At 72.3% G+C, this 24,901-nt stretch carries 24 protein-coding genes; 9 read left to right on the top strand and 15 right to left on the bottom strand.

Features of this window, described 5'->3' with window-relative positions; translation table 11 throughout:
• Positions 1-57: 57 nt before the first annotated feature.
• Positions 58-903 carry an L-serine ammonia-lyase, iron-sulfur-dependent, subunit alpha gene (locus DEIMA_RS07995; RefSeq protein ID WP_013556731.1) on the top strand — a complete coding sequence of 282 codons (846 nt, stop codon included), beginning with the start codon at positions 58-60 and terminating at the stop codon, positions 901-903.
• Positions 904-970: 67 nt separating this feature from the next.
• Here DEIMA_RS07995 and DEIMA_RS07990 read toward each other — a convergent pair whose 3' ends face one another.
• Genes DEIMA_RS07990 through ftsY form a run of 3 tightly spaced genes read right to left on the bottom strand, consistent with a single transcriptional unit; the run spans position 971 to position 3,266 of the window.
• Positions 971-1,660 carry an HAD family hydrolase gene (locus DEIMA_RS07990; protein WP_013556730.1) on the bottom strand — a complete coding sequence of 230 codons (690 nt, stop codon included), beginning with the start codon at positions 1,658-1,660 and terminating at the stop codon, positions 971-973.
• The gene (locus tag DEIMA_RS07985) at positions 1,657-2,310 is read right to left on the bottom strand and encodes a hypothetical protein (RefSeq protein WP_013556729.1); all 654 of its coding nucleotides are present in this window, start codon (positions 2,308-2,310) and stop codon (positions 1,657-1,659) included. Before DEIMA_RS07985 ends, DEIMA_RS07990 begins: the two co-directional genes overlap by 4 nt.
• Positions 2,307-3,266 carry a signal recognition particle-docking protein FtsY gene (ftsY, locus tag DEIMA_RS07980; protein WP_013556728.1) on the bottom strand — a complete coding sequence of 320 codons (960 nt, stop codon included), beginning with the start codon at positions 3,264-3,266 and terminating at the stop codon, positions 2,307-2,309. The genes DEIMA_RS07985 and ftsY overlap by 4 nt, the downstream gene beginning before the upstream one ends.
• A 122-nt stretch (positions 3,267-3,388) precedes the next feature.
• Here ftsY and DEIMA_RS07975 point away from each other — a divergent pair, with 122 nt between their 5' ends.
• Complete coding sequence (locus DEIMA_RS07975; protein ID WP_169311931.1) at positions 3,389-4,483, top strand: META domain-containing protein; 1,095 nt, start codon at positions 3,389-3,391, stop codon at positions 4,481-4,483.
• Between the two features lie 55 nt (positions 4,484-4,538).
• Here DEIMA_RS07975 and gltX read toward each other — a convergent pair whose 3' ends face one another.
• Positions 4,539-6,011 (bottom strand): glutamate--tRNA ligase, encoded by a 1,473-nt coding sequence (gene gltX, locus DEIMA_RS07970; RefSeq protein ID WP_043816571.1) that lies wholly within the window; start codon positions 6,009-6,011, stop codon positions 4,539-4,541.
• Between the two features lie 36 nt (positions 6,012-6,047).
• Between gltX and DEIMA_RS07965 the strand changes: the two genes are divergently transcribed.
• Positions 6,048-6,506, top strand: coding sequence for an NUDIX domain-containing protein (locus DEIMA_RS07965; RefSeq protein WP_013556725.1), 459 nt, complete (start codon positions 6,048-6,050; stop codon positions 6,504-6,506).
• Between the two features lie 87 nt (positions 6,507-6,593).
• Here DEIMA_RS07965 and DEIMA_RS18485 read toward each other — a convergent pair whose 3' ends face one another.
• Genes DEIMA_RS18485 through DEIMA_RS07940 form a run of 5 tightly spaced genes read right to left on the bottom strand, consistent with a single transcriptional unit; the run spans position 6,594 to position 14,300 of the window.
• Complete coding sequence (locus DEIMA_RS18485) at positions 6,594-7,211, bottom strand: TetR/AcrR family transcriptional regulator (RefSeq protein ID WP_013556724.1); 618 nt, start codon at positions 7,209-7,211, stop codon at positions 6,594-6,596.
• Positions 7,212-7,256: 45 nt separating this feature from the next.
• Complete coding sequence (locus DEIMA_RS07955; protein ID WP_013556723.1) at positions 7,257-10,616, bottom strand: efflux RND transporter permease subunit; 3,360 nt, start codon at positions 10,614-10,616, stop codon at positions 7,257-7,259.
• Positions 10,613-11,854: an efflux RND transporter periplasmic adaptor subunit gene (locus tag DEIMA_RS07950; protein ID WP_013556722.1), complete on the bottom strand. Its 1,242-nt coding sequence runs from the start codon at positions 11,852-11,854 to the stop codon at positions 10,613-10,615. The genes DEIMA_RS07955 and DEIMA_RS07950 overlap by 4 nt, the downstream gene beginning before the upstream one ends.
• A 20-nt stretch (positions 11,855-11,874) precedes the next feature.
• Positions 11,875-12,915, bottom strand: coding sequence for a TolC family protein (locus tag DEIMA_RS07945; protein ID WP_013556721.1), 1,041 nt, complete (start codon positions 12,913-12,915; stop codon positions 11,875-11,877).
• Between the two features lie 29 nt (positions 12,916-12,944).
• Positions 12,945-14,300 carry a TolC family protein gene (locus DEIMA_RS07940; protein WP_013556720.1) on the bottom strand — a complete coding sequence of 452 codons (1,356 nt, stop codon included), beginning with the start codon at positions 14,298-14,300 and terminating at the stop codon, positions 12,945-12,947.
• Positions 14,301-14,540: 240 nt separating this feature from the next.
• Between DEIMA_RS07940 and DEIMA_RS07935 the strand changes: the two genes are divergently transcribed.
• Together DEIMA_RS07935 and DEIMA_RS07930 are read left to right on the top strand one after the other, a co-directional pair.
• On the top strand, positions 14,541-14,912 hold the full coding sequence (locus DEIMA_RS07935) for a DUF1622 domain-containing protein (RefSeq protein ID WP_013556719.1): 372 nt from the start codon (positions 14,541-14,543) through the stop codon (positions 14,910-14,912).
• 18 nt (positions 14,913-14,930) lie between these two features.
• On the top strand, positions 14,931-15,368 hold the full coding sequence (locus tag DEIMA_RS07930) for an acyl-CoA thioesterase (RefSeq protein ID WP_148234925.1): 438 nt from the start codon (positions 14,931-14,933) through the stop codon (positions 15,366-15,368).
• Positions 15,369-15,419: 51 nt separating this feature from the next.
• Here the strand turns inward: DEIMA_RS07930 and kynU are convergent, their stop codons facing one another.
• The 4 genes from kynU to DEIMA_RS07910 form a co-directional block, all read right to left on the bottom strand.
• Positions 15,420-16,604: a kynureninase gene (gene kynU, locus DEIMA_RS07925; RefSeq protein WP_013556717.1), complete on the bottom strand. Its 1,185-nt coding sequence runs from the start codon at positions 16,602-16,604 to the stop codon at positions 15,420-15,422.
• Complete coding sequence (locus DEIMA_RS07920; RefSeq protein WP_013556716.1) at positions 16,601-17,233, bottom strand: cyclase family protein; 633 nt, start codon at positions 17,231-17,233, stop codon at positions 16,601-16,603. Before DEIMA_RS07920 ends, kynU begins: the two co-directional genes overlap by 4 nt.
• 71 nt (positions 17,234-17,304) lie before the next feature.
• On the bottom strand, positions 17,305-18,072 hold the full coding sequence (locus tag DEIMA_RS07915; RefSeq protein ID WP_013556715.1) for a hypothetical protein: 768 nt from the start codon (positions 18,070-18,072) through the stop codon (positions 17,305-17,307).
• 43 nt (positions 18,073-18,115) lie between these two features.
• The gene (locus DEIMA_RS07910) at positions 18,116-19,165 is read right to left on the bottom strand and encodes a lipid II:glycine glycyltransferase FemX (protein WP_013556714.1); all 1,050 of its coding nucleotides are present in this window, start codon (positions 19,163-19,165) and stop codon (positions 18,116-18,118) included.
• A gap of 103 nt (positions 19,166-19,268) precedes the next feature.
• On the opposite strand from DEIMA_RS07910, the gene DEIMA_RS07905 reads away from it, so the two are divergent.
• The gene (locus DEIMA_RS07905) at positions 19,269-20,264 is read left to right on the top strand and encodes a peptidylprolyl isomerase (protein ID WP_013556713.1); all 996 of its coding nucleotides are present in this window, start codon (positions 19,269-19,271) and stop codon (positions 20,262-20,264) included.
• A gap of 58 nt (positions 20,265-20,322) precedes the next feature.
• Positions 20,323-20,922, top strand: a complete 600-nt coding sequence (locus DEIMA_RS07900; protein ID WP_013556712.1) for a TetR family transcriptional regulator C-terminal domain-containing protein — start codon at positions 20,323-20,325, stop codon at positions 20,920-20,922.
• Between the two features lie 12 nt (positions 20,923-20,934).
• On the opposite strand, the gene DEIMA_RS07895 is transcribed toward DEIMA_RS07900, so the two are convergent.
• Positions 20,935-22,278, bottom strand: coding sequence for a M1 family metallopeptidase (locus tag DEIMA_RS07895; RefSeq protein WP_013556711.1), 1,344 nt, complete (start codon positions 22,276-22,278; stop codon positions 20,935-20,937).
• 2 nt (positions 22,279-22,280) lie between these two features.
• Entirely contained in the window at positions 22,281-23,012 is a 732-nt protein-coding gene (locus DEIMA_RS07890; RefSeq protein WP_013556710.1) for a helical backbone metal receptor, read from the bottom strand.
• Between the two features lie 94 nt (positions 23,013-23,106).
• Here DEIMA_RS07890 and DEIMA_RS07885 point away from each other — a divergent pair, with 94 nt between their 5' ends.
• Together DEIMA_RS07885 and DEIMA_RS16895 are read left to right on the top strand one after the other, a co-directional pair.
• Positions 23,107-23,961: a c-type cytochrome gene (locus DEIMA_RS07885; RefSeq protein ID WP_013556709.1), complete on the top strand. Its 855-nt coding sequence runs from the start codon at positions 23,107-23,109 to the stop codon at positions 23,959-23,961.
• A gap of 79 nt (positions 23,962-24,040) precedes the next feature.
• On the top strand, positions 24,041-24,901 hold the full coding sequence (locus tag DEIMA_RS16895; RefSeq protein WP_013556708.1) for a group III truncated hemoglobin: 861 nt from the start codon (positions 24,041-24,043) through the stop codon (positions 24,899-24,901).

Raw genomic sequence — 24,901 nt, 5'->3', positions numbered from 1 at the left:
GCATCAAACGTCACTTGACGGCTTGAGAACCAAACAAGTGTTTGGAAGTATGTCTATATGACGCTCGACGACATTCAAAATGCCCCCACGCCCGCGAGTGCCTGGGTGCTCGCCACCGACTGTCAGGAGAGCGGCCTCGACCCGGAACAGGTCAAGGACGTGATGCGGGGCCGCATCCGCGAAATGCGCGACAGCATCACGCGCGGCCTGAACAGCGACGCCAAGAGCATCACCGGCATGGTGGGCTGGAACGCCAAGGGCCTGTGGAACGCCCAGGACAAACTCGACGCGCCGCTCCTCAAGCGCGTGCAGGCCTACGCGATGGCCGTGAACGAGGAGAACGCCCGCATGGGCCGCATCGTCGCCGCGCCCACCGCCGGCAGTGCCGGGACCATCCCGGGCGCGCTGATCGGCGTCGCAGACCACCTCGGTCTGGACGACGAGGCGCTCGTGATGCCCATGGTGCTCGCGGCGGGCGTCGGGCGCGCCATCAGCCGCCAGATGTTCATCAGCGGCGCCGCGGGCGGCTGCCAGGCGGAAATCGGCAGCAGCGCCGCCATGGCCGCCGCCGCCGTCACGGAACTGCTGGGCGGCACAAGCCGCGCGAGCGCGCACGCGGCCGCGCTCGCCCTGATGAACACCATCGGACTGGTGTGCGACCCGGTGGGCGGGTACGTGGAGGTGCCGTGCGTGAGCCGCAACGCGTTCTTCGCGGTGCACGCGGTCAGCAGCGCGCAGCTGGCGCTCGCGCAGCTGGAGAGCTTCATTCCGCCGGACGAGGTCATCACGGCGATGGCGCAGGTGGGCCGCATGATGCCGCTGCAGCTCAAGGAAACGGCGGAAGGCGGCCTCGCGCAGACGCCCACCGGCCTGCGCGTCATGGCGGACATGGAACGCAAGTAACGCGCGGAAGCCCGAACCTGCAGGGGCGGCACGGCCATTGGTCGTGCCGCCCCTGCGTGAAGGTCACTCAGGCGATTTCGGGAACGTGCACACCGAGGGCCGCGCGGAGGTCGGCGTGGCTGGCGATCAGGCGGGCCGCGCCCGCAGCGAGCAGCGCCTCGCCGTTCGCGCCGTGGCTGCCGCCCAGGAAGCCCCACACGGTCGCGCCAGCGGCGACGCCGGCGGTGACGCCGGGAACGCTGTCCTCCACCACGAGGCAGCGGGTGAGGTCCACGCCGAGTTCACGCGCGGCGTGCTGGTACAGGTGCGGTTCGGGTTTGCCGTGCCCACCGACGTCCTGCGGGTGGTACGCGCGTCCGGCCGTGTGGTCGGCGAGGCCCGCTTCGGTGAGTTTGTGCTGCAGGCGGTCCGCGCGGCTGTTGCTCGCCACCGCGAAAGGCACGTGGGCGTGCGCGAGGGCGCGCAGGGTGTCTTCCGCGCCGGGCACCTGCGGGACGCCGCGGAACGTTTCGTGCATCTCGGCGTCGAGCAGCGCGTCGAACGTGCCGGGGCGGGTCCAGCCGTGGTCGCGTTCCAGGTGCGCGTACAGGGTCGTCAGGGTCGCGCCGACGCTGTACGTCATGAACACGTCGGGGGTGAGGTGCAGGCCGTGCTGCGCGAGCAGGCGCACCCACACCTGGTTCGCGGCGTGCTCGCTGTCGACGAGCACGCCGTCCATGTCAAACAGCACGGCGCCAAACGGGCGGGGGGCAGTCATGTGGGCTCCTGTGATGCCGGGGTGTCGGCGTGGCTGTACGTGACGCGCGTGACGTCCGACAGGGTAAGCGGATGCTCGGGCGTGAGGGTGGTGCGGACGGTTCCGCCGTTCAGGTCGGCGGCGGCGTTCAGCAGGGCGGGCAGCGCGGGCGCGTGCGTGACGCCCCACACGTGCGCGCCTTCGCGCAGGAGCAGCAGCGCGCCGCACGGTTCGCCCGCGTCGTACGCGAGCAGCAGCGTGAAGTCGCGGGCGCCTTCCAGGGTGCGGCTCAGGTGCGCGGCGAGCGGGTCCGCCCAGTCCGGGGCGTCCCAGACGCGCGCGAGGAGGTCGGCGGCGGCGCGCAGGTGCAGGCGGCTCGTCTGCTCCACGCGCACGCTGCCGGGAGCGGCCTGCGGCGCGTACGTGCCGACGCTGGCGTCCAGCACGGTGCGCGCGCCGGTGAGGGCGCGCGTGTCCGCGAACACGGCGGGCACGCCCTGCCCGGCGAACCATAGGCGTGCGCGCAGCAGGCCCTCGTCGGACTCGACGTACGCGGCGTTCGCGCCGATCAGGGGCGTGCCGGGCGCGTGCAGGACCGTCGCGCCGCGCAGGTCACGGCGCAGCGCGGCGAGGCGTGCGTGGTACGCGAGGAGGTCCGGCGGGAGCGTCAACGGTCCTCGGGGAGTTTCACGTCGAACAGCGCGCGCACGAACTCGCGGCTGTCGAAGGGCTGCAGGTCGTCGGCGCTCTCCCCCACCCCGATGAACTTGATGGGCACGCCCAGCTCGCGAACGATGGGGACGACAATGCCGCCTTTCGCGGTGCCGTCGAGTTTCGTGACGACCACCCCGGTCAGGCCGATGCTCTCGTGGAACTTCTTGGCCTGCTGCAGGCCGTTCTGGCCGGTGACGGCGTCCAGCACCAGCCACACCTCGGCGGGCTCGCCGGGATCGGCCTTGTCGATGACGCGGCGGACCTTCTTGAGTTCCTCCATGAGGTTGTGTTTGTTGTGGAGGCGTCCGGCGGTGTCCACGAACAGCAAGTCCGTGCCGCGCGCACGGCGGGCCTGCGCGGCGTCGAACGCCACGGCGGCGGGGTCGCCGCCGTCAGGGCCCTGCACGACCGGAATGCCGAGGCGTTCGCCCCACACGCCGAGCTGCGCGCCGGCCGCCGCGCGGAAGGTGTCGCCGGCGGCGAACATGACGCTCTGCCCGCGCGAGCCGTAGTACTGGCCGAGCTTCGCGATGGTCGTCGTTTTGCCGACGCCGTTCACGCCGATCATCATGATCACGCGCCCTTCGGGCTGGACGGTGCTGCGGCGGGCGTCGGGCGTGAACCCGAGCTTGCGGAACTGCGCGCGTTTCGCGTCCGGCTCGAGCTGCAGCGTCATGGCGTCCATGAGCGCTTCTTGCAGGTTGGTCTTGCCGCTGTTCTTGATGTCCTCGAGGATTTCCTCGGTGGCGGCGCGGCCGACGTCAGCGGCAATCAGGGCGTACTCGAGGTCCTCGAGGGTGTCGAGGCGGTTGGTGAAGACGTCTTTGAGGTCCGTGCCGAGGAACCCGACGGACGTGTTGAGTTGCTGGCGGGTCTTGCTGAGGCCGTCACGCAGACGGTCGAACCATGACATGCCCTCACCATACGGCACGCGCGACGCGTGTGCGCGCGGCGTTCGTCCCGACGGGCGGCGGGTGAGCGGGAGGTGACGCGGCACTTCATACGCGCGTCATGTCCGCCGGGTACAACGGGCGCATGATTCGAGGACCTTTGAAGTTCATGGCGCTTGGAGCGCTGCTGCTCGGCGCGGCGAACGCCCAGCCGACCGGGGAGTGGCGACTGACGAGCATCACGGATGCGGGACGGCTGATCAGCGTGAACGCGCAGGTCGCGCCGACCCTGCGGTTCGACGCCACGCGCGTCTCCGGCCTGGCCGGGTGCAACACGTACACGGCGTCGTACGCGGCGCGCGCGGACCTGCTGACGTTCGCGCGGGTCATCACGACGAAGAAGGCCTGCCCGGATCAGGTGCTGAGCCTGGAGGAGCGGTACCTGAACGTGCTGCGCGGCGTGCGGCGCTACGAGCTGCGCGGGCGTACGCTGGTGCTGCATGCAGGCAACGACCGGATGGAGTTCGTGCAGGGCGGACGCGTGAGCGACGTCACGCAGACGGCGACGCGCTACGCGGGCGCGTGGGAACTCGCGGGCGTGAACGTGGCGGGGCGCGCCCTGAACGTGCAGGGTGACCGGCCCGTGACGCTGACCGTGGAGGGCGCGCGCCTCAGCGGGAACGCGCCGTGCAACACGTACAGCGCGACGTTCGGCGTGGTGAACGGCGCCATTCAGGTGGGGCCAGTGGCGAGCACGCGGCGCCTGTGCACCACCGACGCGGGCAACCAGCTGGAGACAGCGTTCCTGGGAGCGCTGCGTGCGGCGCGGGCGTTCGAGCTGCGCGGGGAGCAACTGGTCGTGGTGGCGCGCGACGGGACGACCCTCACATTCCGCCGGGCGAGCGGTTCGGGCGCGGTCACGGGCGCGTCGCTGGAGGGCGGCTGGACGCTGCGGACGGTGGATGACCGCGCGCCGCAGGGTCCGCGGGCGATCACGCTGAACTTCGAAGGTCCGCAGGTGGGCGGCAATGACGGCTGCAACGCGTTCGGCGGGACGTACCGTGTGAGCGGTTCGACGTTGCGTGCGGCCGGGCCGCTTCCGCAGACGCTGATGGCCTGCCCGGAACCGGCGGACTTCCCGAGCCTGACGGCGCTGCTGCGCGCGGGCGCGACGTTCAGCGTGAACGCGGACGTGCTGACGCTGACAGGGCAGGGGCACACCTGGGTGTTCAGCCGCTGAGGGCGTAGGCGAGAGGGGCGCCCGAACCTCCGGGCGCCCCTCTCCCACGCTTGGGTTACTGCACTTCGTTCAGGGCGCGTTCGATGCGGGCGACGACGCGCGCCTGTCCGAGCGCGGCGAGCATCTCGGCGAGGTCCGGGCTTTCGTTCGTGCCGGCGACGGCGGCGCGGGCGGGCGGCATGACCTTGCCGAGCTTCAGGCCCTGTTCTTCGGCGAGCGTCACGAACGCGGCCTTGATCGCTTCGGGCGTGAAGTCCGGCAGGTTGCGGAGGCGCGCGGCGATCTCCGGCAGGAGGTCGCGGGCGTCGCGGACGGCCTTCTGGGCCTTCTCGTCGAACGGGTAGCGTTCCGTCCAGAAGAACGCGGTTTTGGGCAGGAAATCCGCGAACACGTCCATGCGGGGCGTCATCATGCGCACCACGGCGCTGAAGTCCACGGGGCCGTGCGCCTCGCCGCTCGGCACGTCGGCTTTCAGTTCAGTGAGGTACGCGCGCAGGCGACCCTCCACGTCCTCGGGCGTGAGGACTTCGCGGAGGTACTTGCCGTTCATCCACTTGAGCTTGTCGAGGTTGAACACGGGCTCGCCGAGCGTCACGTCCTCCAGGCGGAAGGCGCGGGCGAACTCGTCACGGTCGAAGATCTCGCGGCCGTCCGGGTGCGTCCAGCCCATGGTGGCAAGGAAGTTCAGGAGCGCTTCGGGCAGGTAGCCCTGCTGGCGGTACCATTCGGCGCTGGTGGGGTTCTTGCGTTTGCTGATCTTGCTGCGGTCGGCGTTACGCAGCAGCGGCATGTGCGCGAACACCGGCTCGTCCCAGCCGAACGCGCGGTACAGCAGCACGTGAATGGGGGTGCTGCTGATCCATTCTTCCGCGCGGATCACGTGCGTGACCTGCATGAGGTGGTCATCGACGACGTTCGCGAGGTGGTAGGTGGGGAAGCCGTCGGCCTTGAGGAGGACCTTGTCGTCGATTTCGGCGTTCTGGATCTCGATGTAGCGGTCCGGCTGGCCCTCTTCCGTTTTCACGCGCAGGAGGTCGCGCACGACGGTCACGCCTTCGCGGGGGACCTTCAGACGAATGACGTGCGCTTCGCCCGCGTCGGCGCGGCGCTGGGCGTCCTCGGGGCTGAGGTCGCGGCTGGGCACGTGAATGACGCGCCCTTCAGCCTGCGCGGTTTCGCGCAGCGCGGCGAGCTCCTCGGGCGTTTCGAACGCGCGGTACGCGTGGCCGCTGGCGACGAGCTGCTCGGCGTACTGGCCGTACAGGTCGAAACGTTCGGACTGGCGGTACGGGCCGTTCGGGCCGTCCTGCAGGGGGCTCTCGTCGGGCGTGAGGTTCAGCCACTGCATCATTTCGAAGATGCGGCGTTCGCTGTCGGGCACGTAGCGGGTGCGGTCGGTGTCCTCGATGCGGAGGATGAAGCGGCCGCCGTTCTGGTGGGCGACGGCCCAGTTGAACAGGCCGATGTACGCGGTGCCGACGTGCGGGTCGCCGGTCGGGCTGGGCGCGATGCGGGTCACGACAGTCATGCGGCCCAGCATACTGCCCGGCGTTACCCTGAGCGGATGCGTCACCGAATCAGTGTTGCAGGCGTGGTCCTGCGGGAGGAGCGGGTGCTGCTCGTGCATCACCGGCGGGCCGGGCGGTATGACTTCTGGCTGCCGCCGGGCGGCGGGCTGGAGGGGCACGAGAGTCTGCTGGAGGGCGCGGCCCGGGAGGTGCACGAGGAAACGGGGCTGGTGGTGCGCGCGGAGCGGCTGCTGTACGTGCAGGAGCTGCTGGAGCCGGGCAAGCGGATTTTCAAGAGTTTCGTGCTGTGCACGGAAGTGGGCGGGGCGTTGTCGCTCGCCCACCGCGTGGAGGACGAGCGGGACTTCCTGGTGGACGCGCGGTTCTTCACGTGCGCGGAACGGGCGGACCTGGAGGTCCGCCCGGCCGTGTTCCGGGCGGGCTTCTGGGCGGACCTCGCGGCGGGGTTCCCGGAGGTGCGGTACCTGGGGCTGCAGCACACGACGGACAGCTGAGGCCCCGGTCTGCGCGCCCAACAGCAAAAGCGCCCACTTGGGGCGCTGATACCTTCAGAGTACCGTGGTATGCACGGCCCGTCAAGGCTATGCGGCGGGGTGCAGGCCGCCGATCAGGGCGTGGACGACCGTGCGGACGAACGTGGCGTCGTCGATGCGGGCGCGGTCGAGGGGGGTGGCGCTCACCGCGCACGCTTCGGCGCGCAGCTCCAGCATGATGTGGTGCAGCAGGGCGCCGTGCAGCAGCCGCGCGACGGACGGCGTGTGGTGCGCCCGCAGGCGGCCCGCCTGCACTTCGCCGTGCAGGTACGCCTCGAAGGCGCGCAGGTCGCGGCTGACCGGGTCGCCGAACGCCTCCGGGTTGAACGTGGCGGACGCGGTGCCGCGCGACCACAACGCCACGAGCTGCGGGACGACGGCGCGGGCGTACGCGACGGCGGCGAGGCACGCGCGTTCCAGGCGGTCCGCGACGGCGTCGCCGGTGCCGGGGTCGCGCAGAAGGTCGTGCCATGCGGGGGTGCCGCTCACGCCGACGGCCGCGAGGAACAGGGCTTCTTTGGTGGCGTAGCGTTTGAACAGGGTGCCTTCGCTGACGCGGGCGCGCGTGGCGATCTGGGCGGTGGTCGCCGAGTAGCCGTGCTCCGCGAAGACGCTGCGGGCAGCGTCGAGGAGTTGCTCGTCGGGGATCACGCGGGGGCGGGGCATGCTGGGGTCCTTTCGGCGCGGGGCGCAAGGGCGCCCCGCGCGGGGTCAGTCGGTGGCGGGGGCGGGCGCGCCGCCCAGGATGGGCTGGCGTTTGCGCTCGAAGCGGTAGAAGACGCTGGGAATCACGTAGAAGGTGAGCAGCGTGCTGGTGATGACGCCGCCGAGAATCACGATGCCGAGGCCGCGGCGGAATTCGGCGCCTTCGCCGTGCCCGAACACCAGCGGGACGCTGATGACGAGGACCGTGAGGGTCGTCATGAGGATCGGGCGGAAGCGCAGGCGGGCGCTGTCCACGAGCGCCTCGTACAGCGGCATGACGCGCAGGCGCTCCACCACGAACTCCAGGTACAGGATGCTGTTCTTGGTGGACAACCCGAGCAGGATGACCATGCCAAGCACGGTGATGACGTCGAGGTTCGTGCGGAACAGCGCGAGCGTCCACAGCGCGCCGACGATGGCGAGCGGCACGGGCAGGATCAGGTACACGGGGTAGCGGAAGCTGTTGAACTGCGAGCCGAGCACCAGGTACGTGAGGAGCACCGCGAGGACGATCACGACCGGGCCGTAGAACAGCAGGTCGCCGGTGAGGCCGCTCGCGCCGAAGCTGCTGCTGTCGCCGAGTGTCACGCCGTTCTGGAGCAGGCCGGCGTCGCGGGCGTTCTTGACGACGGTCTTCTGGTACTCGAACGCGCCGGGCGCGCCGGGGTTCAGGTTGATGTCGATGGTGCTGGTGTACGCCTTGTTGTAGCGGCGCAGCGTGGCGGGCGCCTGCTGCAGCTGGAAGGTGCCGAGCTGGCTGAGGGGGATGTTCGCGCTGAGCTGCTGGGCGTACACCGTCTGCGACAGCAGGCTCTGCTCGTTGCTCACGAGGGCCGGGTCGAGTTTCACGACAATGTCGACGCTGTCATCCGCGGCGCGGAGGGTGCCGGCGGTGGTGCCGTTGTTGTACGTGCGCAGCGCCTGCGCGAGGTCGTCGTTGGTGAGGCCCGTGCCGGTGAGGCGCGCGGCGTCCGGCACGAAGTTGCGTTCCTGGCGGGTTTCGCTGAGGCTGCTCTTGACGCTGGCGAGGTTCGGGTCGCGGCCGAGCAGGCGCAGCAGGTCGCGGTTGCGCGTTTCGAGCAGCGCCTGGGTGGGCGCGGTGAGGGCGAGGCTGATGTCGCTGGTGCCGCCCGGGCCGACGTCTTCGGCGCCGACGGTGACGTTCGCGCCGTTCACGTTCTGCGCGAGCGCCTGCAGTTCGCGGCGGTACGTGGGCAGCAGCGTGAAGAGGTTCGGGCGTTCGTCGCGGGGTTTGAGGGTGACGGTGAAGCTGGCGCTGCCGGCGTTCACGGTGGTGCTCACGAGGTCCACTTCGTCGCGGTTCAGGAGGTTCGCTTCGAGGCGGCGCGCGAGGGCGTTGGTGGCGTCGAGGCTGGTGCCGCTGGGGAGCGTGGCGTCCACGCTGAACAGGCCGCTGTCGCTCTGCGGCGTGAACGCGAAGCCGACGCGGCTCACCGCGAGCGCGCCGCTCAGCAGGAACGCGACGGCGCCGAGGATCACCCACAGGTTGCGGGGCAGGACGGCGGCGACGCTACGGGCGTACACGTCCGCGATGCGGGAGACGACGCGTTCGGTGGCGCCGTGCAGGGTGTGCGTGACGGCTTCCAGCAGGCCCAGCAGCATGATCAGCACGGCGCGGACCAGGCCGAGCAGCAGTGGGTACAGCAGCAGCGCAGCCCACACGGCCGGGCCGGCGGTGCGGCTCGCGGCGAACAGCGCGCCCGCGAGGACCAGCAGGCCCACGAGGCCCCACGGGGCGCGCCACGCGCGCAGGCCCCAGCGGAAGCTGTCGGGCAGGCGGCGCAGGCGCGCGCCGTACGTGCGCCAGTCGATGGGTTCCGGGTCGCTGGTGTAGGCCATGCGGACCGTGAGGAACAGCAGGCTTTCCAGCCACGAGAACGCGATGGCGGCGGCGAGGCCGAGGCCGAACTGCCGGAAGAACTGCCCGAGAATGCCGGGCATGAACGACAGGGGGATCAGCACGGCGAGCAGCGAGAAGGACGCGGCGGTGACGGCGCTGAACACTTCGCTGCCGCCCACGAGGACGCTGCGCATCAGGCTGTAGCCCTTGTCGCGGTACCGCTGGACGTTCTCCGCGACGACGATGCTGTCGTCCACGACGATGCCGATGGCGACGATGATGGCGAGCAGCGAGATGATGTTGAACGTGAACCCGAACAGGCTGTAGAGCAGCGGCGCGGCCGATACGCTGATCGGGATGGCGAGAATCACCGCGAACACGGTGTTCAGGCGCCCGAGGAACAGCAGGACGACGACGCCCACGGCGAAGATGCCGATCAGGAACTCCTTGAAGGTGTCTTCGACGGTGGCGCGCGTGACGGTCGTCTCGTCGCTCGCGGCGATCAGCTGATACCCGCCGGGCAGGTTCAGTTCGCGCATGGCGGCGCGGACGTTGTCGGCCACCTGGACGCTGTTGGTGCCGCTGCCTTTGCGGATGCCGAGCAGCACGGCAGGCTGGCCGTTCACGCGGGCGTACTGCGTGATGGGTTCGGTGCTGTCGCGGATGGTGGCGACGTCGCGGACGCGCAGGCCCCGCGCCGGGTCGAGCAGGATGTTCCCGATGTCCGCGAGGGACGTGGGGGTGGTGCGGGTGCTGAAGCCGACCTGGTTGCCGTCCTGCGTGAGGCTGCCGGCGGGCACGTCGAGGGCGGACGCGCTGATCGCGCCGGACACGCGGTTCGGGCTGAGGTTGTACGCGCTGAGGCGGGCGGGGTCGAGGAGCACCTGCGCCTGGCGTTCCGGGCCGCCGCTCACGGTGACGTCCGCGACGCCGTTCACGCGTTCGAGACGCGTTTTGATGGTGTCGTTCGCGTAGGTGGTGACGTCGCGCAGGGGAGCAGCGCCGCCGAACAGCGCGAGCGTGATGATCGGCTGGGCGTTCGGGTCGAACTTCTGCACAATGGGCGCGTCGCTGCCGCTCGGGAGTGCGCCGCGAATGGCGGCCACGCTCTGCGAGACGCTGTTCGCGGCGCTGTTGATGTCGGTGTCGTTCGTGAAGGTGATGATGACGACGCTGCGGCCCGTGGTGCTGGTGCTGCTGATGTCGCTCACGCCGGACAGGGTGCTGACGGCGTCCTCGATCTGTCGGGACACGTCACGGTCCACCTGGTCGGGTGTCGCGCCGGTGTAGGGCGTGCTGACGGCGACGACGGGCACCTCGAAGCTGGGCAGGAGTTCCACGCCGAGGCGGGTGGTGGCGAGCAGGCCGAACAGGACGACCGCGAGGAACACGCCGATGCTGAACACGTACCGGCGGACGCTGAAGCCCACAGCCGGGTTGATGCGGACCTCGGCCTCCTCGGGCCTGACCGCGTCCGTGACGGGCGGGCGGTGCTCGTCGGTCATTTGGCGCGCTCCGCGCTGTTGGTGACGTTGATGGCCACGCCGGGTTGCAGGCTGGGCGGCACGGGGCTGATGATGCGCGCGCCGCTCGGCAGGCCCGTCACGGCGACGCGGCCGTTGCTTTCGCCGATGACGGTGACGTTCACGCGGCGGGCGGCGCCGTTCTCGGCGACGAACACGGCGTTGCCGCCGTCGTCGTTCTGCAGGGCGGACGCGGGGATGATGGTGCCGCTGCCGAGTTGCACGGTGTAGCGGACCTGCAGGGTCGCGCCGACGGGAAGGGCGGCGTCCGTGAGGCGCGCGGTGACAGGCACGAGGCGGTCCGTGCCGGCGACGCGGCTGCTCTCGCGGATGCGGGCGGTGAAGGTGCGGCCTCCACTGCTGAGGGTGACGGTCCGTCCGGCGCCGAGGCTGACCGCGTCGGTGGGCGGCACGCTGAAGTCCACGTCGAGCGTGGCGGGGTCCACGATGCGCGCGACGCTGGCGCCGGTGTTCACGAACTCGCCGACTTTCGCCGTGACGCCTGCGACGACGCCCGCGAACGGCGCGCGCACGCGGGCGTTCGCGAGGTTCGATTCGGCCTGCGCCAGGGCCACCTGGGCGCTCTGCACCTGGTTTTCGAGCAGAGCGAGGCTCCCGCTGCCGCTGCGGCCGTTCTGCGTGAGGTTGTTGCGGGCCTGCGCGAGGTCCGCCTGGGCCTGCGCGAGCGCGGCCTCACCGGCGTTCAGGTCGGCGCGGCTGAGGCCGCCGAGGGCGTACAGGTCGCGGTTCGCCGCGGCGGTCGCCTGCGCTTTTTGCAGGTTCGCCTGCGCGGCCTGCACGGCGCTCTGCAGGGCCGTGCCGGACCCGGCGGTGGTGGTGCGCGCCTGCTGCAGGTTGATGCGGGCGCTCTGCAGGCTCAGGCGGGCACTGTCGGCCGCCTGGCGCAGGGCGGTGTCGTCGAGCTGCACGAGGGTCTGCCCGGCGCGGACGGCGTCGCCTTCCTGCACGAGGGCCCGCGTGACGACGCCGCTGGCGCGCGCAGCGACGTTGCTGTCACGCGCGGCGTTGACGGTGCCCGTGACGGTGCGGGTGGCGTCGAGGGTGCCGCGCGTGGCGCTCAGCGTGGTGACGCTCAGCGCGGCGGTCTTGGCGGGTTTGGCGTCGAGGTTGATGGTGTTCGCGTCGGTGGTTTTCGGGCCGGGCGGCGTGCACGCGACGAGCGCGAGCGTGAGGGTGAGCAGCAGGGCGGGGGTTTTCATGGGCTCTCCAGGGGTGGGGGTTACTGGCCGGCGAGGCCGGTCACGTCGCGGCCGGCGGCGACGCTGAGCGCCGCGAGGGCCTTCCAGAGGGTGTGCTGCGCCTGCGTCACGCCGAACTGCGCGTTCAGGACGTTCACCTGGGCGCTCTGCACGTCGATCTGGGCGACGGTGCCGCTGCGGTAGCGGGTCTGCGTCTGGGCGAGGGTGGTCTGCTGCGTGCGGAGGGTCGCGCGCGCCAGGGCGACGCGTTCCTGCGCGTCCTGGGCGGTGCGGTACGCGTCGCGCACCTGCGTGACGGCGCCCGCGCGGGCGGTGTCGAGGTCGCGTTCGGCGTTGGCGAGGGCGGTGCGGGCGTCCTCAAGGGTGCGGCGGGGCGTGTAGTCGTTGTTGCTGAGCTGCACCTGGAGCTGCGCGGTCTGCACGGCCTGCCCCGCGCCGATGAGGCTGCTCAGGCGGCTGTCGAGGCCGGTCTGGAGGGCGTCGAGGCGGGTGTTCAGGGCGGGCGCGGCGGGCGCCGCGGCGAGCGTGAAGGTCGCGCCTGCGTTCAGGCCGAGCGTCTTGGCGAACTGGGCGCTCTGCACGCCGAGGCTGGCGCGGGCGTTCGCGAGTTCCTGGCGGTCCTGGTCGAGGGTGTTCTGCGCGCGGGTCACGTCGAGGGCGGTGCCGCTGCGGGCGCGCAGCCGCGCCTGCGCGATCTGGACGTTCTTGGTGTCGAGGTTGATCTGCGCGGTGTTGAGTTCGATGCGGGCGTTCGTTTCGGCGAGCGCCGTGTACTGCGTGACGACGGTCTGGAGGACGTTCAGGCGGGTGCCCGCGACGGTCGCCTGCGCGCGGGCGACGTCCTGCTGCGCGGCGGTCAGGTCGAGGATCAGGGTGGTCGGGTCGGCCTGTTTGCTGCTGAGTGTGGCCTGCGCCTTGCGGAGGTTCGCGGCGGCGGTGACGAGGTCCGCGTTGGCGTTCAGCGCGCGCGTGACGGCGCCGGGCAGCGTGAGGGCGCTCTGGGCGCTGGCGGGCGCGGCGAGCAGGGCAGCGGTGAGCGTGAAGGCAAGGGTGCGGTTCATGAGGGCTCCTGAGGGTGAGGGGGCGCGGGTCAGGGGGTGAGGTCGCCGGTGGCGGCCTGCAGGCGGAGTTGCGCGAGGTACGCGTTCACGCGCGCGGCGAGCTGGGCGCGTTCGGCCTGCGTGACGGCCAGGTCGGCGCGGCTGGTGTCGAGGGCGGTGCCGACGCCGGCGGCTTCGCGCGCGCGGGCGGTGTCGGCGTTCGCGCGCGCGCGGCTGACGGCGGCGGCCGCGAGGGGCAGCTGCGCGCGGGCGGCCTCGAGGTCGGCGCGGCGGGCCTGCACGTCGAGGGTGACGGCGGCGCGGGCGGTGTTCAGGGCGCGTTCGGCGCTCGCCACGGCCGTGCGGGCGCTGTTCACGCTGGCGTCCGCGACCGGGTCGAGCAGGTTGAAGCTGGCGCTCAGGCCGAGCGCGACGGCGTTTGGTTGGCTGCTGGCGCGCAGGGGCACGCTGACGCTGCCGGTCGCCACGCCGTTTTTCAGGTCAAGGGCGCCGCTCACGACGGTGCCGGCGGCGCCCTGCCCGGCGCTCAGCTGCCCGTACTGCGCGTTCGCCGTGAGGTTCGGGAGGGCGCGTTCACGGGTGGCGGCGGCGAGTTGCGCGCGGGCGTCCGCGAGGGCCGCTTCGGCGCCGCGCACGTCCCCGCGTTGGGTGAGGGCGCGCGCCACCAGGTCCGCGAGGGGGGCGGGGGCGGGCGCGTCGTCGGGCGTGGTGGTGAGGGCCGCGCCGGTCAGGTCGCGGCCGAGGGTGTTCGCGAGGGTCGCGGCGTTCAGGGTGAGTGTGGCCTGCGCGGCGTCGGCGGACGCGGCGGCGCTGCCGACGTCCGCTTCGCGTTCCAGCACGGCGTCGGCGGTGGCGGCGCCGGCGGCGCGCTGCGCGGCGGTGATGTCGAGGGCGCGGCGCGCGAGGCGCAGCTGCGCGCTGGCGAGGTCCGCGTCGAGCGCGGCGAGGCGCACGGCGGTGTATTGCTGCGCGGCGTTGATCACGAGGGTCGCGCGCGCGTCGCGGCGCTCAAGGGCGGCGCGTTCCAGGGCGCGCTGGGCGCTGCGGACGGCGTCGTACGCGGGGCTCCAGGGGAGGACCGTGGCGGAGGCGTTCACCCTGGCGGTCAGGCCGGTCTGCCACGTGCCGTCCGCGCCGGCGCTCACGAGGTCCGCGCCCGTGGTGAGGGTCAGGCCGGTGCGGGCGCGGGCGGCGTCGAGGGCCTGCTGCGCGGCGAGGTACTGCAGGTCGGCGCTCTGCCAGGCGGGCGCGGCGTGCAGGTCGCGGAGCACGTCGGGCAGCGTGAGCGGGGCGGCGGGGGGCGTCGTGGTGGTCTGGGCATGCGCGACGGCGCACAGTAGGGCCGTGAGGGCCAGTGTGAGGCGTGGCGGGCGGGGTGGGTGCATGGGGCTCCTTGGTGGGTGGGGTTGTCCCGCATGGCGTCGGGCGGGCTGCAGCGTGACCGGCGGCGGGCGCGGCGTTCTGGGGGTGGGCGGCCGTGAGGGTCGTCACAGGTCGCGCTCATCTTTGGCGTGGACGTTTCGGGGCGTCATCCATCGAAAGAAGGGGGTTCGCCACCTCATTCGTAAGTGAACACTCACGAATGCCGGGCGGTCAAGGCCGTTTTGTCCTGCCAAGATGCACGCATGGACCACGTCATCCGCGACGGCACGTTCGTTCTCTCCTCGCTCGTGGAGGGCGCCGCGGCCATCATCATCGCCATCGCCGTCATTCAGGCGTGCGTGCGCACCGCCCTCGCGTTCGTGGGCCGGGACCGACCGGAGCACCTGCGCCTCATGCTGGGCCGCTGGCTGGCGGTCGCGCTGGAGCTGCTGCTCGCCGCGGACATCCTGCGCACCGCCGTCGCGCCCTCATGGGACGACATCGGCAAGCTCGCCGCCATCGCCGCGCTCCGCACGCTGCTCAACTACTTCCTCGAACGCGAAATTCACGTGCAGCAGCCGGACCGCGCCGACCCCGGCGACGCCCCCACCCCGCACGGTCCGGCTCGCCCATGACGTGCTAGCGTGCGCGGCGTGACCGACGCCCTCACCCCGGAACGCACGCACACGCTCACGCTCAGCGTGCAGCCCTCAGACATCGACGACCTCGGCCACGTGAACAACGCCGTGTACCTCAGCTGGTTCGAGGGCGTCGCGCGCGCGCACGCGGACCGCGTCGGCGCGGACCTCCCGACGCTGCGCGCGCTCGGCGTGGTGCCCGTCGCGCGGACGCACACCATCCATTACCACCGCCCCGCCCTGCTCGGCGACGAGGTGCACGTGACGACCGTCATCACCGAGTCGCGCGGGGTGCGCGCCACGCGCACGTACACCGCCAACCGCGCAGACGGGACGCTGCTCGCGTCGTGCGAGACGCAGTGGGTGTGGGTGCATCCCGAGACGGGGCGGCCCAAGGCGCCCCCCGCGGAACTGCTCGCGCGGTTCGGCTTCCACCCGGAAACAGCCCGCTGAGCCCAGCGCGTCAGGGGCGCCCTGAAACTCCGGGCGCCCCTGGGCGTGGCGTTACCGCACGGCCTGTTCGTGCGCGCGGTACTGCTCCAGGTGACCGGCGTCCAGCAGCGCCCGCAACGCCTGCACGGTCAGGTCGATGTCGCGCTCGTCGTTGTACAGCGCGACGGGGGCGAGGCGCAGGATGTCCGGCGCGCGGAAGTCCGGCGTGATGCCGCGCGCGCGCAACCCCAGCGACAGCAGGTGCGCGTCCGGGTGCGCGAGGGCCACGTGCCCGCCCCGGCGCGCCTCCTCGCGGGGCGTCACGACGCGCAGTTCCGGCAGGTGCGCGTCGACGGCGCGCATGAAGTGCGCCGTGAGGTCCAGGCTGCGCGCGCGAATGGCGGGCATGCCGACCTCGTCGAACACCTCCAGTGCCCCTTCGAGCGCGGCGAGCGCGAGGATCGGCGGGGTGCCCTGCTGGTACGCGCCCGCCCCTTCGGCTTTGTGGTACGTGTGCGTCATGTCGAACTGCGTGCCCTTGTGGTTCCCCCACCAGCCGCGCAGGCCGGGCGCGAGGTCATGGTGCCGTTCGTGCAGGAACAGCCCGCCGGGCGCGCCCGGGCCGGCGTTCACGTACTTGTAGTGGCACCACACGGCGAAGTCCGCGTCCCAGGCGTGCAGCTCGTGCGGGACGCTGCCGGCGGAGTGCGCGGCGTCCCAGCCGATCAGGATGCCGCGTTCGTGTGCGGCGCGCGTGAGGCGGGGGATGTCGAGCAGCTGGCCGCTGCGGTACAGGACGCTCGGGAGGAGCGCCACGGCGACGTCGTACGTGAGGCTGGCTTCGATGTCCGCGTCGTCGAGGGTGTGGCCGTCGCGGCTGGGCACGAAACGCACCTCCGCGCCGTACCGTTCCGCCCAGGACTGCAGGGCGTACACGTCGCTGGGGAAGTCGAGGGCGGTGGCGAGCAGGTGCCGCCGCTCGCCGTGCGGGCGGTACAGGGTGGCGAGCAGGGCGTGCAGGTTCGAGGTGATGCTGCCCGTCACGGCCACCTCGTGCGGCTCCGCGCCGACCAGGCGCGCAACGGACGGCGCGAGGGACTCCGCGAGGCCGAACCAGCTGTCCCAGCCGTTCACGGCGCGCGTCGCCCACTCGTCGAGGCGGCGCAGCACGGCGGCGCGCGCGGCGTGCGGCATCAGGCCGAGGCTGTTGCCGTCCATGTACACGCCGGGCGGCAGGGGGAACGCGTCGCGCTTCAAGCGTCGCGCTCCAGCAGGATCGCGCGGGCGGGCGAGCCGTCCACGCCGTGCAGCGGCAGCGCGAGGCACACGAGGTCGTACTCCCCTTCAGGCACGCCTGCGAGGTTCAGGCCCTCCACGATGAACAGGCCCGTTTCCGCGAAGGTGTGATGCGCGTCGAGCGTCTTGCTGTCCAGCGGGTCTACGCTGGGGCTGTCCGTGCCGACCAGACGCACGCCGCGCGCGTGGGCGGCGCGCACGAACTCCGGCGACAGGGCCGTAAAGTCCTGCGGGAAGTCCGCCCAGTGCGCGGGCTGCCCGGTGTACACGAGCAGCCGCTCGGGCAGGTCGTCGAGGCCGTCGAGGACGCTGGCGGGCACCAACGCATGCCCGGTCGCGTGGATGACGCGCGCGCGCCCGAGGTACACGTCCAGCGGCACGTCGTGCAGGCGCACGCCCGCGTCGTCGTAGTGCCAGGGGGCGTCCACGTGCGTGCCGGTGTGGGTGCTGGTGCTGAGTACGCCGGTGTTCACGGTGTCGCCGTTCGCGATGCGCGCGGCCGGTTCGACGCTGAACGGGGCGTCGCCGGGCCAGTTCGGGTGACCGGGCGTGAGGCTGCGGCTGATGTCGCGGACGCGGCTGAGGTTCATGCGCGGAGTGTACCCTCCGGGCGCGCCCGTGTGCAGGCGGCCCGAGTGTGGGTCCCCCAGGCCGCCTGGGTTCAGGTGGCCTGGAGGGCGCGCGCGGCGTCCATGAGCGCTTCGGGCGTGAAGCGCTGCCCGGTGGCGTGCGTCAGGCGCGCCGCGAGGTGCCGCGCGTGCAGGTCGCCGATGGGGAGGCTGCTCGCGCCCGCGGCGTGCGCGTCGGCGGCGTACGTGCCGCCCAGGTCGAGCAGCGTGTGGTACGGCTGCAGCAGCCCGGCAGGCAGGGCCGCGCGGGTACCGGCGATGACCACGAGGTCGGCGCGCTGCGCGAACGCCACGGCGGCAGGGTCGGCGTGCGCGACGGCGTGGGCGCGCACGCCGTGCGGGACGGTGCGCGCGGCGCGTTCCGCGGCGGGACGGTCCGGCGCGAGAATCAGCAGTTCGCGCAGGCCGAGGCGCGCGAGCCCGAGGGCGCTCACGAGCGGGGCGCCGTCCCCGACGAGCAGGGCGGTGGCGCCGCGCACGGCGTACCCGCTGTCCTCCACGGCGCTCACGAGGGCGTCCTCGAAGGTGTGCGTGCCGTGCGCGCCGCCCGCGAAGGCGACGGCGTCGACGCGCCCGACCTTGCGGGCGGGCGCGTCGGGCGTGGCGGCGCCGAACGCGTCGTCCTCGTGGGCAGGCGCGACGAGCGCGCCCGCGAAGCGCAGGGTGCGGGCGGCGTCCAGCACGTCCCTGAGGGGCGCGGTGGGCACGGCGACAGCGAGCAGGCCGAGGTCACGCAGGGCGCGCGCCTGGTCGGCGGCGTACCCGACCAGGGCGATGGGCGCGTCGAGGGGGGACGTCATCAATGGCGAGTGTACCGTGCGGGCGCCTCCGCACGGTACGGGCTCACAGGACGTCTTTGGTGGTGCCGCGCTTGCGGTAGTTGTTCAGGTCCTTGCGGAGGCGCTGCGCGCGCGTGAGCGCGCCGGCGAGCGGGCTGAGGGCCAGTTGGTAGCCGGGGAACCAGACCTTGCGTCCGCCGAAGTTCTCCTTCATCTTGAACACCCCGAAGCTGTGCTTGCTCTCGTCGAGGACGCGGGGGATGCCCCACAGGTCCAGTGCGCGGTAGCCGTGCGCCTTGGCGTCCAGGATGCTGCCCCAGTAGAACGCGGTGGGGGCCTTCACGTCCTTGCGGGGCTCGCCGTTCTCGCCGGGGCGGTCGTCGCGGATGCTGCCGCCGTACAGGTAGTTGGTGGTGCCGCCCAGCGCGAGGTAGAACCCCCCGGCGAGGGCGCGCCCCTCGTGCCGCGCGAGAATCAGGTACGCCTCGCCGCCGTACCGGCCGCCCTCGCGGAGCATGGTTTCGTAGTATGCGCGGGGGAACGCGCCGAGTTTCGCGCGTTCGTTCGTGGCGGTGAAGATCTCCCAGAACGCCTCGAAGTCGTCGTCGCGGCCGACGGTCACGCCGTTTTTCGCGTAGGCCTTCACGTTGCGCCGCGCCATGCTGTGCAGGTCCGCGAGCAGTTCCGCTTCGGTGCGGGTGGTGTCCACCAGGATGGTGTGTTCCGGCTGTTCCGCTTCGGCGCGCGTGAACGGCCCGAGCGCTTCGGGGATGACGTCGCTGGCGTCCACGGGGACGGGCGGTTCGATTTTCACGTTCACGCCGCCGACGCGTTTGAGGGCGTCGGCGACGAGCGGGAGGTCATCCAGGGTTTCCAGGGCGGGGCCGCGCGGCGCGTACAGGGTCGTGAGGCCGGCCACGAGCGGCTTGCGCAGCAGTTGCAGCGCGCCGACCGTGCGACCGGCCTTGCGGAGCAGGTAGCGTTGCGGCGTCTGGCCCAGCACGCGCCGCGCTTCTCCGTAGCCCCAGCCCTGCAGGGCGCTGGTGATGGGGAGGGCGGCGACGACGGCGTCGTAGGCGTGGGCGTCGGTGATTTCCTGCAGCTCAATGCGCACGCCGTGAATTGTACTGCCCCTTGCGGTCCGCGTTGCCGCACGTGGAGGTGTCCTCACCGCCGCCTCACGCGCGCCCCGTGGGGGCCTGGGGTATCCTGGGCGGGTGAAACAAGTTCTGTTGACGTTCGCGCTGCTCGCGGGCGGCGCGGCCCTCGCGCAAACCACTCCGGCGCCCACGCCTGCCCCCGCCACGACCGCGGCGGCGCCCGCCCGCGACCCGCAGACGGTCGTGGCGCGCATCGGCACGCAGACGCTGACGCTCGCGGACTTCGAGAGCGCGTACCGCCAGGCGGTCGCGCAGGTCGTGAACGCGCAGGGCGTGCCGCTCAGCGCCGACGTGCTCCCGTACTTCGTGCAGTACCGCCCGGAAATCCTGGAGCAGGTTGCGCGTCAGCGTGCGGTCCTGCAGCTCGCCGCGAACAGCGGCCTGAAGGTGGACACCGCGAAAGTCGATCAGTCCATCGAGGACCTCCGCAAGGAGTACCCGGCGGACGCGGACTACACCGACGCCCTCGAAGGCAGCGGGTACGTGAGCGAGGCGGCGCTCCGCCAGAGCATCGCGGACGCGCAGCTGTACCGCGCGTACCTCGACACCATCCGCGGGAAGTTCAAGTTCAGCGACAGCGTCGTGAACGGTTACTACCTGTCGCACAAGGCGGACTTCACGCGGCCCGCCGAGGCGTGCGCGAAGCACATCCTGCTGAAGGACGACGCGACCGCGCGGACCGTCGCGGCGCGCCTGAGCAAGGGCGAGGACTTCGCGAAGGTCGCGGCTGAAGTCAGCGAGGACCCGGGCAGCAAGGGCCAGGGCGGCGACCTCGGCTGCCTCGCGCCGGGCGACACCGTGCCGGAGTTCGACGCGGCGGTTTTCAAAGGCCCCCTGAACACCGTGCAGACCGTCAAGACGCAGTTCGGCACGCACCTCGTGGTCGTCACGAAGCGCACGGACGCGGGCCTCGCGCCGCTCGCGGAAGCCGCCGATCAGATCCGCGACACGCTCGCGAACGAAGCCGCGCAGAAGTACATCAACGCGCAGCTTGTGAAGGTCAAGGTGGAGGTCTTCAAGGACCTCGTGACCGAAGCCGCTCCGAAAGAGTAATCCGCGCGCACCCCGACGCGGCGCCCCTATGGGGGTGCCGCGTCGTACTCTGGGCGGGATGGCGCGAACGGTGGACGTGGTGGCGGAGCGGCGGCGGCGCGCAGGTCTGGAGAAAGCGGCGTACCTCGCGATCTACCAGCACGGGTACGCGCGGGTGACGCTCGCGGACGTCGCGCGGCACGCGGGCGTCGCGAAGGGCACGCTCGCCTATCACTTCGGGAGCAAGGAGGGCCTGATTGAGGCGGTGATGCGGCGGTTCGTGCGGACCGTGGCGGTCAGCACGCGCCGCGCGGTGCGCCTCGCGGGCACGCCCGACGCGAAACTCGTGGCGTTCGTGGAGCATCAGTTCTACGGGCTGGAGAGCACGCGGCGGTTCTACACGGTGTACGTGGACTTCCTGTCGGCCAGCACGAAGAGTGACGCGCTGATGCGGGTACAGCGGGCGTTCCTGGCGGAGTCGCGCGCGCTCGACGAGGAGCTCGCGCGCCTGAGTGGCGCTGCGGGCGTGGAAGCGCGCGCGCAGCAGCTGCGCGCGCTGGTGGACGGCCTGAGCCTGCGCTTCCTGGCGGACGACGCGCCGGACCTGGACGTATACCGCGCGGTGTGCCTCGCGGGGCTGCGGGCGCTGCTGGGCTTTACGAGCGCGCGGGCGGGCTGAGCGGCGCGCCCCTCAGGGGAGGGCGGGCACCTCGCGCGCGTCGATCCAGGGGCGCAGGGTGGTGACGGCGCTCTCCCCTGCCACGTCCCGCACGACGCTCAGGAAGTCGTCAGTGCGGACGGCGCGGCCCGTGAAGCGTTCCACGTACGCGCGCAGGATCCGCCGGAAGGGCGGGTCGCCGACGGTGCGGCGCAGCGCGTGGAGGGTCAGGGCGCCCCGGTCGTAGGTGGTGGCATCGAACAGCTCGGCGGGCGTGCGCGCGAGCAGCGGCCGGGGTGCCTGGCGGGCGCGGCGCACCCAGCGGGCCACGAGCGCGTCGGTGTTGGCGCCGTGCGCTTCGTCCCACAGCAGTTCGGTGTACGTGGCGAAGCCCTCGTTGAGCCAGATGTCGCTCCAGTCGCCGAGGCGGAGGCTGTCGCCGAACCACTGGTGCGCGAGTTCGTGCACGGCGACGCGTTCGCTCGTGGGGCCGCCTGGGAAGGTGCTGAGCGTGGCCGTTTCGAGCGCGGAGTGCCGCTCGCCCGTGATGGCCACGCCGTACGTGCGGTGCGGATACGGGCCGAGCAGGTCCTGCAGGAACGTGAGCATCTCGCTGGTGCGGGCGAACGGGGCGCGCTGCGCGGCGGGCAGGCCCACCGGGTACGCGTCGCGGAGGGTGATGCCGTCCGGGCCGGCGCGCGTGACGACGTCGAGGCGGTTCACGTGGACCGTGAGGGCGTACGAGGGGATGGGCTGCGTAACGCGGAAGTGGTGTGTGGTGCGCGCGCCGGCCGTGTCCTGCCCCGCGGGTTCGCCGCTCGCGACCACCTGCACGGCGCGGGGGGCATTGACGTGCAGCGTGTACGTGGCACCGTCGGCGGGGTGATCGTTCGCGGGGTAGTAGGTGCGCGCGCCGTCAGGTTCCGCGAGGACGTAGCTGCCCCGCGTGGTGGTGAGCCAGCCGATGCGGTCGCCGCCCACGCTGGTGAGGTCCGTGACCACGCCGCTCGGCCCGGCGTACGTGACGCGGACAGTGAAGGTCCGGCCGGTCGGGATGATTGCGGGTGTGCGGATCATGAGTTTGCCGTTCGCGTGGCGGAACGAGGCGGGCGCGCCGTTCAGCGTGACGGTGCGCACGGTGGGGCCGAGCAGGTCGAGGTTCAGCTGCTGTAGGGCGGCGCGCGCGGTGATCGTGAGGGTTGCCTGGCCGTCCAGGTGATCCACACCGGGGTCGGTGCGCAGCGCGAGGTCGTAGTGCGTGACGTCCAGGGCGGCGTCGCCGAGCTTCGGGTACAGGCGGTCGCCGGAGCCGCGCGGCGCGTCAAAGGTGGTGGGGGCCGCGCTCAGGGCGAGGGCGAGCAGGGCGGCGCGCAGCATGGTCAGGCGGGCACGCCGAGCGCCTGAGCGATGAGCCGCGCGCCCTCACGCAGGTTCGGGCCGGGCCGCCCGAGGTAACGCTCGTGAATGCACGCGACGGGCACGCCGAGGCCGCGGGCGTGCGCGACTTCAGGGCGGAGCTTGCGGGCGCCGCACCAGGACAGCACCAGCAGGTCGAGCTGCAGGTCACGCAGCGCTTCGGGCGTGAGGGGCGCGCTGCGCACCGGCAGGTGCGCGAGGGCGTTCTGGGCGCCGAGGCCCGCGAGCAGGTCCGTGATCCACGAGTCGCGGGCGGCGCCGATCACAGGCTTGGGCCACCACTCGACGAGCACGCGTGGCGGCGTGGGCGCGTGCACGCGCCACGCGGCGAGGTCACGTTCGAAGTCGCGGGCGAGGGCGTCGGCGCGGTCCGGCACGCCGAGGGCGGCGCCGACGGTGTGCAGGTCACGCGTGACGTCCGCGAGCGTCACTGGGTCGAGGGTGAGGTGCGGGAGGCTGGCGCGCTCCACGGCCTCCACGACCCGTTCCATGCCGGGCACGCTGAGGGACGTGAGGACCAGGTCCGGGCGGAGCGCCGCGAGGCGGTCCACGTCGATGCTGAGGTCCGGGCCGAGGCGCGCGGCGTGCGCGGCCTGCGGGTCGTCGGTGTGGTCGTCCACGCCAACGAGGGTGTGGGCGAGCCCGAGGGCCGTGACGATCTCGGTGTTGCTGGGGGTGAGGGAGGCGACGCGCACGCATCCATGCTACGCCTGAGCGTGGGGCTTCATGGGGCCTTGAGGGCGTGCTGCGCGGGACAATCCTGCTGGGGCCGTGTGGTACGTTGACGGCATGAACGGCACGAAAAGCACATTCTGGGTGAGCGTGACCCTGCTGCTGGCCTTGACGGTGGGCGGCGGGGTGTTCGGGTACCGCGTGGCCACGGCGGAACCGCCGGGCGCCGAGAGCAGCGCCGAGGGCGACAAGGCGCCGAACACGGCGAACACCGGCGAGGGCAGCCAGAACCAGGCGAACGGCGAAATGGGCCAGCCTGAAGGCAACGAGCAGGGCGCCGAAAGCGGCACGGGTGCGCAGGGCGGCACGGCCCTGGAGGGCGGCACGAACCCGTCGCAGGACGCGTCGCCGGAAGGGCAGCAGGCCGGGAACACCGGCACGGACGCCACGGGCACGCCGGGCAGTGCGGCGGGCAGCAGCGGCAGCGACGACGGGAACAACCCGGACGACCAGGGCACCAGCTCGAACGGCCAGAGCGGCACGGGCGCGAGCGACTCCACGACCGGCCAGACCGAGAACGGTGCGAACGGCGCGACCGTCCAGGAAGCGCAGGAAAGCAGCACCGCGACGGCCCAGCCGGACGCGAGCGCCCCGGCGGGCAGCGGCGCGCCGTCCGCCAGCAACACCAGCGAGGCCGAGCAGGTCGCGCGGACCGGCAACCCGGAGCAGGGCAAGGCCATTTTCGCGACGTGCGCGGGCTGCCACGGCTCGAACGGCGAGGGCGTCGTCGGCCCGGCCATCAACGGCAACGACGGCCCGAAAACGTGGACGCTGGCGCAGTTCACGGCGACGCTGCGCGAAGGCAAGACGCCCGAGCGGCAGCTCAGCACGGCCATGCCGCGCTTCTCGAAAGAGCAGATTCCGGACGAGGCCATCCCGGACCTGCAGGCGTACATCCGCACGCTGGACTGAAGCATCAAGGCCGTGCGGGCTCGGGGGCACCCCCGAGCCCGCACGGCCTTGATGCCGGGCGCTTCCGTATCCTGTGGCTATGTTCTTGACGACGGCGCCACTTCCGGTGGACTTCCCGGTGCCGGCCACCCCGGCGAGCGCGGGGGCGTTATCGTCGGCGCGGGCGCTGTTCGTGCCGCACGACGCGCTGCCCGTCGCGGACGTGCGGGACCGCCCGGATCGCTGGGCGACGCTCAGCGTGGTGGCCGGCGCGGTGCGCGCGGGCGTGCCGGTGTTCGCCTGGGGCTCCGGGGCGGCGCTGCTGGGCCGCGCGCTGGGTGCGCCCGTGCACCCGGCTGGGCCGCTGGGCCGCTGGTGGGCGGATGACGGCGCGCCCCCTCCGCGCGCGCCCCTGGCGGCCGAGATCAGCGCCGTGCCGCGCGGGGCGACGCTGCTGGCCGGGTGGGGTGACGTGCCAGCCCGGTGGCGTCACGGTGCCGCGCTCGCCGTGGTGAGCCAGGCCCCACCCCCGGCACTGCTGCGCGCGTTCCTGGGGGAGCTGCCCGAGGCGACGACGCGCGCGCCGTCCCTGCTGCAGCAGGTGGGCGGCGAGGCGGGCCTGGCGGCGCTCGTCGCGGACTTCTACGCGCGGTGCCGCGCAGACGAAGTGCTCGGCCCGGTGTTCGCCGCGCACGTGCAGGACTGGGCGGCGCACGAGGCGCGCGTGACGGCGTTCTGGGTGACGATGCTGGGCGGCCCGCCCGCGTGGCGCGGCAACCTGAACGGGGTGCATGCGGGCCTGGGTGTGCGCGGCGAGCACGTGGCGCGCTGGCTCGCGCACTTCGAGGCGGCGTGCGCGGCGCACCTGCCTGCCGCGGCAGCGCAGGCCCTGTCGGGCCGGGCGCGCGCGATGGCGGCGCGGCTGCGCGGGAACGGCGCTCATGAGCGGCGCGTACCGTAG

The sequence above is a fragment of the Deinococcus maricopensis DSM 21211 genome (assembly GCF_000186385.1).
In the GTDB taxonomy this organism is placed as follows: Bacteria; Deinococcota; Deinococci; order Deinococcales; family Deinococcaceae; genus Deinococcus_B; species Deinococcus_B maricopensis.
The sequence above is the reverse complement of the archived record's forward strand: the minus strand, read 5'-3'. Positions and strand labels throughout refer to the sequence as shown.